Origin of the sequence: Corallococcus sp. AB049A, assembly GCF_003668885.1 — a bacterium.
In the GTDB taxonomy this organism is placed as follows: Bacteria; Myxococcota; Myxococcia; order Myxococcales; family Myxococcaceae; genus Corallococcus; species Corallococcus interemptor.
On record NZ_RAWL01000942.1, the window covers coordinates 1 to 518 of the forward strand.

At 73.0% G+C, this 518-nt stretch carries 1 pseudogene; it reads right to left on the minus strand.

The features are described from left to right. Nucleotides 1–483: pseudogene (locus D7X55_RS40345) on the minus strand (methyl-accepting chemotaxis protein); the annotation flags it as partial. Nucleotides 484–518 lie beyond the last annotated feature (35 nt).

Genomic DNA, 518 nt, shown 5'->3' on the forward strand with positions numbered 1-518 from the left:
CACCACGAGGAAGCCCACCGGCAGCCCGTTGGACTGCAGCGGCTGCGCCACCGCGAACAGGGGCGCGGCGGACGCCGGCAGCAGCACCTGGCCCTGCTGGCGCATCACCTTCTCCATGCCCGGCAGGGTCCGCTCGCCGGTGGAGGCGATCACCGTGCCGTCCACGCCCACCAGCGCCAACAGGTCCACGCCCAGCACCGTGCGCTGCTCGTGGAGCAGGGCGTCCGCCTCCGCGTGCTCTTCCGCGAAGGCCGCCGTGAACGCGGGGTTGGCCGCCGCCACGCGCCCCAGCTCCACGAGCACCCGCAGCTCCTGGTCCTTCAACGCCTGCCAGCGGGTCACGTCCCGCGACAGCGAGGAGGCCATCTCGGCCTCGACACGCGAGCGCAGCGACAGCCCCATGAGCGTCACGGTCAGCAGCGTCAGGGTGATGACAACGGCGGTGAGGGCCGCGGTCAGGCGCGCGGCAAGGCTGAGCGTCATACGCAACGGGTGCTCGGAGGGGGGAGGGAGACGCG